Source organism: Lentilactobacillus dabitei (assembly GCF_019061365.1).
In the GTDB taxonomy this organism is placed as follows: domain Bacteria; phylum Bacillota; class Bacilli; order Lactobacillales; family Lactobacillaceae; genus Lentilactobacillus; species Lentilactobacillus dabitei.
On the sequence record NZ_JAHPPD010000107.1, the window covers coordinates 1 to 7,764 of the forward strand.

Consider the following 7,764-nt stretch of genomic DNA (forward strand, 5'->3'; position numbering starts at 1 on the left):
AATTGACTACTATATTTTGTCACAAGAAAAGCCCCACAATCATTAGACTTACTTGTCTAACAATTGTAGGGCACTTCAATTATGAAAGATTTACAAGATTTAAATCCAAATCCGTTAAGGAAACGTGATTACTTTGTCGTCAGTTCGATGCTGTTTGGTTTGTTTTTTGGTGCCGGTAACTTAATTTTCCCAATTCATTTGGGTCAACTGGCAGGTTCTCATTGGGTGTTGGCAACACTCGGCTTCCTCGTGACTGCGGTGTTACTACCATTACTCTCGGTGCTGGCGGTTGCCGTTACCCGTTCTGAAGGAGTTTATGATATTGGTAAGCCACTTGGCCCAGTATTTGCCTTGGTGTTCATGATCATGATTCATGCAACCATCGGGCCATTATTCGGGACACCTCGGACGGCTACCGTTCCATTCAGCGTTGGTGTGCAGCCACTATTGCCAGCGTCAATGGCCCACGTTGGTTTACTCGTATTCTCAGTCGTATTCTTTGGGTTGGCATTTCTCATTTCATTCAGAGAATCTAATATCATGACGACAATTGGAAAAGTGTTAAATCCATTATTCTTGCTGCTATTATTTAGTGTTTTCCTACTTGGTTTCACGCATCCAATGGGTAGTGCCGCTGATCAAGCTGCTACGGTTGCTTACAAACACGCTTCATTCTTCAACGGTTTCTTGCAAGGCTATAACACGATGGACGCCTTGGCTGGATTAGCCTTCGGGGTAACTGTTGTGACTGCTGTTCGTCAACTTGGTAAAACGAAACCCAGCAGTAACGCCAAAGTAACTGCAAAAACTGGCGTATTCGCGACGGCCGCTATCGGTTTTATCTATGTTGTTTTGATCTGGTTGGGAACGACAACCTTGTCTACTTATAAAGTTTCCGCTGATGGCGGGGTTGCCTTCAATCAGTTGGTCACTTATTATCTTGGCGGCTTTGGTCACGCATTACTGGCCACTTTATTGACGGTTACTTGTTTGACGACGGCCGTTGGGTTGGTTGCAGCATTTGCTCAAGACTTCCACAAGCATTTTCCAAAGGTTAGTTACCGAACTTGGTTAAGTTTCATGTGCTTGGCATCGTTTGGGACTGCCAACTTTGGCCTTGATACAATCATCCAGTGGTCGACACCAATGCTGATGTTCCTGTATCCATTCGCAATGGTCTTAATCTTGCTGTCAGTATTTTCACCGTTATTTGACCGCGATCCAGTTGTTTATGCGTTGGTCGTTGGTTTCACAACTGTACCAGCCGTACTCGACATGGTTGCAGCATTCCCACCAGTTGTCAGCCAGAGCGCCTTTGGGCAGGCTTTAGGTACCTTCCAAGCCCATGTCTTACCATTTGCAAGTCTCGGGATGGATTGGGTTGTCCCAGCCGCTATCGGTACAGTTCTTGGATTAGGCTATCATTTCTTACGGCCAGTCTTGGGCAGAACCCGGGCAACGAGTTCTCAGTCAGAAGATAACTAAAATTAGAAAACCTATTCTTTATTTTAAAAGTAAAAGAGCTTGCATCTTGGCAATTATGCTGAGATGCAAGCTCTTTGTATCGTGACGATGATTACTCATCCTTAAGCAATTTGTACGGCTTGACTTTTCCATTACGGACGTCGTTGGCTCTGCGCCGTAACTCAGCCAGATTTTCAGGGTTGTAGAAAGGGTCGCTTGAAATATGGTCAGTCGTTGATAGCTGCTTTTGTTCCTTTTCTGAGTGTTTTTGAGGGTCAGACATTTTTGGACCTCCTTGCGACGTAGATTTATCTGGTGAGAGGCAACGTCAGTTAATAATGCGATATATCTGGACTGAGTTAAAATGTGTTCCACCACGCAGCACAGTCCATACTCTGGATTAGGACCGCTCCGACGCAACCGATGCTAAAATCTAAAGGGCTTTGAACTCAAACCCAAAACCGGGGTTTAAGTCCAAAGCCCTTTAGGTACCGCATCACCCGTTGCTCGTCGCTCACTGGTTTAGGACAGCTCCGCTAAGCAATAACCTGCACATAAGCACCCCAAGCAAAAATCCAAAACCAGGATTTCTGCTTGGGGAGACTTATGCTCCGGTTATTAACCGCTTAGCCCCGCTCACTTATTTAGGACAGCTGCGTAAAGCAAGAATCTGCATGTAAGCACCTACCGAAAAAATTCCAAAACCAGGAATTTCCCCGATAGGAGACTTACATTCCGATTCTTAACCGCTTTACTCCGCTCACTGAATCACATCGGAATAAATCCGCCATTTTCCGTCATCAACTTATTAAAACCAGTAACCGTTTCGGTCCGATTCCAATCCCGCTGCAGTTCACAAAGCATTTGTGGAATTGTAATTAAATGAGCACCGGCTTGTTCCAATCTTCTTAATGCGGTTTCGTGGGCGATCGTTGAAGTGCCGCCAACTGCATCGACAACTGGATAAACTTCATAGCCTTCCTTAATTGCATCAAGGGTTGGGAAGGTTAAGCAAGCCTCAGTCCATAAAGCGATGATAATAATTTTCTTACGGTTCGGGGCTTTGACTGCCTTGTTATACTCCTTATCTTCCCAGGCATTGATCGACGTTTGGTCATAGGAAGGGTGGAAATCGCCGACCACTTTTTTGATTGAAGGAATTGTGTCATTTTCTGCTTTGCCGTTGGCTCTGACAGTTGTCAAAACAATTGGTAATTTGTACAACTTGGCAACCTTAGCTACCATCGTGGCGTTAACAATCAAATCGGCATGCTTCATTGAGCCAATTGAGTTAACTTGTAGGGGTTGATAATCAATAATTGTTAAAAGAGAGTTTGAAGGTGAAAGCAATTCATCATCTTTACCGCGTCTGTCCATACTTGTCATAACAAAGAAAACCTCCTTAAGGTATAAATCCTGAATTCGCTTTCATGATACACCGAAATGGTTTTAGAAACCACGGAATTTTGTAAAAAATAACAGGCGCTTGCAAGTTTAGCTGATTGAATTATGATAGAAAGTAATGATATAAAGACAAAGCGGCGATTTAAGAAATGAAAAATAAATTATTACAATTTATGGTGATTCTTGTAGGGTTACTGATTGGTTTTAGCCTTTATAACCCCTTGGTAAAGGCATCGGCCGTTAATAACTATATTGCGAGTCATCAGATTTCCCATGTATCGATTACTAAGAAAATTTGGGGTGGCTTCCCACATTATAAATATCGCCACGGCAAAAGTAAGCCGGAGGGCGTGGTCGTTCATGAAACGGGTAATTCCCGCTCAGATATCTTTGATGAAATTGCCTATATGAAAAAGAACTATCGAAATGCCTTTGTCCATTCTTTTGTGGATGACGATCATATTATTAATATTGCCAGCACCAAGTACCTCTGCTGGGGCGTTGGTTATCCCGGCAATGCTAGGTTCATGCAATTCGAACAGATTGAAATGCATTCGAAAAAGAATTTTGCCGAGGAAGTAGAAAACGCGGCTTACTACACAGCATACTTACTCAAAACGTATCAATTGAAGCCAAATGATGCCTGCTATGATGGTAAGGGAACGGTTTGGTCGCACGGAGCGGTTGCGAAATACCTGGGTGGCTCAGACCATACCGATCCAACCGGCTATTATAAGAAATGTGGGAAAAAGTATTTTCATCAGTCGTATACAATGAAACAATTTTATCATTTAGTTCTGACCAACTATCATAATTTGTAAAGCTCCATAAAAGTTATTTGTAAAAATGAAAATTTCTATTTACAAATGGCTTTTTTTATTTTATGATCTAAAGAGTAATCAGTACCATTTAAAAAGAGGAAGAGGTAATTCGATGTTACATAAGTTGTCCAAGTTTAAGTTATTATTTGTTGCACTTCTGGTTGTTGGCCTTGGTGTTGTTGCTGCAGGCTGTTCCAATCAAGGCTCATCAAGTAACGGCAAAATCAAGATCACCGCTACTACTGATTTTTATGGGGAAGTTGCTAAGCAGGTTGCTGGCAAGCATGGGGATGTCACTTCAGTCATTACAAACCCTAATATTGACCCCCACGATTATCAGCCAACAACCAAAGTGGCTAAACAAACAGTTGGCTCAAAGATTGTGATTGCCAATGGGATTGGCTATGATGGCTGGATGAGCAAACTCGTTAAGGATAGTAAGAAGGTCGACTACATTAAGGTTGGCGAAGACTTGATGGCTAAGCAAAATGGCGATAATCCTCATCTTTGGTATAACCCGGTAACGATGCCGAAGTTAGCCAATACAATTGCCACCAAGCTTGGTAAGCTTCAACCAAAGAACAAGGCCTATTTCAAGAAGAATGCTAAGAAGTATATTGCGTCATTAAAGCCAATTAATGATAAGATTGCCCAATTAAAGCAAGTTGCTTCAACTAAGAAGAACAAGGAAGTTTATGTCAGCGAACCAGTCTTTGACTACGCCTTGCAAGCGATAGGCTTTAAGGTCGGCGATGCTCAATTTGAAAATGATACCGAAAAAGATGTTGATCCTTCACCACAAACAATTAAAGATATGCAAAACGGTATCAAAAATCACAAGATTGCATTCTTTGTATTTAATAAGCAAGTTGACGATAAGACAGTGAATAACTTAGTTGCCTTGGCCAAGAAGAATAATGTGCCTGTTTTGCCTGTAACTGAAACTCTGCCGGCAAACAAGGACTATGTTCAGTGGATGGATAGCCAGTATTCACAATTACTGAATATTTTGAAATAAAATTCACATTCGGTGTCAGTTTCGCCAATTTGAACAAAATTTGTAATTAAATATGCAACATGGTATGTTAACTCTTGATGGTCTTTCAACTATCAAGAGTTTTTTACTGTAATCCATGTTATCATTTTCACATGATCTAAAATACATTTTTGAGGAGCTGAATGGAGTGGAAAAACAGAAACAAATTGATATTTTGTCAAATTTAATTGCGATTCAATCCGTTAATAATCATGAGGATCAGGTTGCTGATTATATCTCATCGCTTTTTGAGCCTTATAAAAGCCAAGGTGTCAAAATAGAGCGGGTAACCTATGCCCCGCACCGAGATAGCTTGATCGTCACCATTGGGAAGGGTGAGAAGGTGCTGGGGTTTTCCGGTCACGAAGACGTTGTTGATGCCGGAGACCGCCAGGCTTGGAATAGTGATCCGTTTAAAGCAACCATTAAAGATGGTAAATTATATGGCCGTGGCGCAACGGACATGAAGAGCGGCTTGGCAGCGTTGATTGTCGCGATGATTGATATGTTGGAAAGTGATTCCGTTCCCGGTAAAATCAAACTATTTGCAACCGTTGGCGAAGAAACTGGGGAATACGGGGCGGCCCAACTGACCAAGGAAGGCTACGTTGATGGGATTGGCGGCATGTTAATCGCCGAACCTGGTAATGAGATGAGCGAGGTTGGCTTTACTTCCAAGGGCGTTATTGATTACATTATTACCTCAATTGGTAAGGGGGCTCACAGTTCTCAGCCGGAAAAAGGGGTTAACGCGATCGACCATTTGATTGATTTTGCCAATGAAGTCAAGCCGTTAATGGCCCAATTTAATAAAGTCGATCCTATGTTAGGAAAATTAACCCACGTTCAAAGCCTCTTTAATGGTGGTGAGCAGATTAATAGTGTCCCTGCGAAGGCAGTCATTAAGGGTAACATTCGGACAATTCCAGAATATCCCAACAAAGTTGTTTTTGATGCCTTAAATAATTTGGTGGGTAAACTGAATCAAAAAGAAGGTTATGAATTAAGCATTCGGTATAGTTTTCCTGAAGAAGCCATGCCAGGTGATGCCAATTCACCGTTTATCAAATTAATTAAAAAAGTTCATGATCAAATGTATGACAAGCCTTTAGTTGCGAATGGCCAATCTGGCGCCAGCGATGGTTCCGAGTTCTTACACGCTAAAGGTGATTTTAGTATTGCCTTATTAGGCCCGGGCAACGGAACCGCTCATCAAAGTAATGAGTACGTTGATGTGGCGGTTTACCACAAATCGGTCGAATTCTATAAGCAGTTCGCAAGCGCATTTTTTGAATAAAGTGGGGTGAAATTGAATGGATCATTCTAACCAGCCAACAAAGCATCGATTTAAGATGCCATCGGCGTTCACAATTCTCTTTGGAATTATTGTATTTATTGCCATTTTAACCTGGTTCATTCCAGCCGGAACGTACGCGACGACTGCTGACGGGAATCTTATTAGCGGTACTTATCACACAGTTGCCAGCCATACCCAAGGCTTATGGGATGTGTTGATGGCCCCGATTATTGGGATGATTGGCAACAAGCAGACCACCGGCGCCATTGAAATATCAATGTTTATTCTAATCATTGGTGGTTTTTTAGGAGTTGTCAATCAAACCGGTGCCCTGGATGATGGCATCCGGGCAATTGTTCACCGATATACTGGTCACGAAAAACGATTGATTATTATTTTGATGATTCTCTTTTCGGTCGGCGGTTCAACTTATGGGATGGGTGAAGAAACGATGGCCTTCTTCCCATTGCTAATTCCGATCATGATGGGGGTCGGTTATGATTCGTTAGTTGCCGTGGGGATTATTCTATTGAGCACTCGTGTCGGTGATCTGGCTTCGACGGTCAATCCGTTCGCAACAGGCGTGGCATCTGGAATTATTAAGATTTCTCCAGGTGTGGGGTTGTTTTCTCGGATCATTTTACTGGTAATTGTAACTGGGATGGCAATTTGGTTTGTCATTCACTATGCTGAAAAGGTCAAAAAAGATCCAACCAAGTCTTTAGTTTATAATCAGCGCCAAGAAGATATGAAACGTTTTTCGGTGACCGATCGAACCAGTGCGCCAAAGCCATTAACTAAGGCTCAAAAACGAGTTCTATGGGCTTTTTGCTTAACTTTTGTGATTATGATTATTGGTCTAGTTCCCTGGACAAGTATTAATAAAAGTTGGAATTTCTTTGACACGTTTAATACCTGGTTAACTGGAAACGCATTCTTTGGAACCGTTCTTGGAAAAGATATTCCATCTCTAGGCAGCTGGTACTTCAATGAAATCACGTTGCTGTTTTTGTTCATGTCAATTGTTATTATGTTCATTAGTCATATGAAGGAATCTCAGTTTATCAAAGCGTTTATGGATGGGATGGCTGATTTGTTGAACGTTGCCATCATTGTTGCCGTGGCACGGGGAATTCAAGCAATTATGAATAGCGGTATGATCACTGGCACAATTCTTCATTGGGGTGAAACTGGCTTGAGTGGGCTACCTAAGCCGGTATTTGCCATCTTAGCGTTTGTCTTTTTCTGTGTTTTATCATTGTTAATTCCTTCCAGCTCTGGATTAGCTGCAGCGACAATGGGCATCATGGGATCGTTGGCGGCCTTTTCACACGTTGAAGGCAGTGTTGTCGTTTCTGCATTCCAGGCATCATCGGGACTGATCACTGCCATTACCCCAACATCGGCTATTTTAATGGGGGCTTTGGCATTATCGCACGTTAGCTTGACGGTATGGTGGAAGTGGACGGCTAAATTAATTGTTTCGTTGTTTGCGGTTACGTGTGTTTTCTTAGCCATTGTATCGGTTATGTAATTTATTTTGATTAGAGGCTGAGACATTAGTCGGCAAAGTGTTTACAAATTTCTCCTTTTTATATTGATAAAACTTGCGACAAACGGTTGATCACCGCCGTTTAAGCCAAAAAAGTCATGCATTTTACAATGAACTGAACCCCTTGAATTGGAGAAATCTAATTCAAGGGGTTTTATTATGTTTCCTTATGAAGTTAAAATGGCCGCTA

7 protein-coding genes are annotated in these 7,764 nt (G+C 42.1%); 5 read left to right on the forward strand and 2 right to left on the reverse strand.

From position 1 onward, the window contains the following. The first annotated feature begins 81 nt into the window (after positions 1–81). Complete coding sequence (brnQ, locus tag KTE19_RS12140) at positions 82–1,485, forward strand: branched-chain amino acid transport system II carrier protein (protein WP_217342386.1); 1,404 nt, start codon at positions 82–84, stop codon at positions 1,483–1,485. Between the two features lie 91 nt (positions 1,486–1,576). Here the strand turns inward: brnQ and KTE19_RS12145 are convergent, their stop codons facing one another. Together KTE19_RS12145 and KTE19_RS12150 are read right to left on the reverse strand one after the other, a co-directional pair. Next, on the reverse strand, positions 1,577–1,747 hold the full coding sequence (locus KTE19_RS12145; protein WP_217164288.1) for a hypothetical protein: 171 nt from the start codon (positions 1,745–1,747) through the stop codon (positions 1,577–1,579). A 485-nt stretch (positions 1,748–2,232) separates the two neighbouring features. Further along, positions 2,233–2,850 (reverse strand): isochorismatase family protein, encoded by a 618-nt coding sequence (locus KTE19_RS12150; RefSeq protein ID WP_217342387.1) that lies wholly within the window; start codon positions 2,848–2,850, stop codon positions 2,233–2,235. A 191-nt stretch (positions 2,851–3,041) separates the two neighbouring features. On the opposite strand from KTE19_RS12150, the gene KTE19_RS12155 reads away from it, so the two are divergent. The 4 genes from KTE19_RS12155 to KTE19_RS12170 all read left to right on the forward strand — a co-directional run bounded on the left by KTE19_RS12155 (position 3,042) and on the right by KTE19_RS12170 (position 7,556). Further along, positions 3,042–3,689, forward strand: a complete 648-nt coding sequence (locus KTE19_RS12155; protein ID WP_347339417.1) for a peptidoglycan recognition protein family protein — start codon at positions 3,042–3,044, stop codon at positions 3,687–3,689. A 112-nt stretch (positions 3,690–3,801) separates the two neighbouring features. Beyond that, entirely contained in the window at positions 3,802–4,707 is a 906-nt protein-coding gene (locus KTE19_RS12160; RefSeq protein WP_217342388.1) for a metal ABC transporter solute-binding protein, read from the forward strand. A gap of 166 nt (positions 4,708–4,873) precedes the next feature. Beyond that, positions 4,874–6,022 (forward strand): ArgE/DapE family deacylase, encoded by a 1,149-nt coding sequence (locus tag KTE19_RS12165; protein ID WP_217164294.1) that lies wholly within the window; start codon positions 4,874–4,876, stop codon positions 6,020–6,022. Positions 6,023–6,038: 16 nt separating this feature from the next. Further along, positions 6,039–7,556 (forward strand): YfcC family protein, encoded by a 1,518-nt coding sequence (locus tag KTE19_RS12170; RefSeq protein ID WP_217164296.1) that lies wholly within the window; start codon positions 6,039–6,041, stop codon positions 7,554–7,556. Positions 7,557–7,764 lie beyond the last annotated feature (208 nt).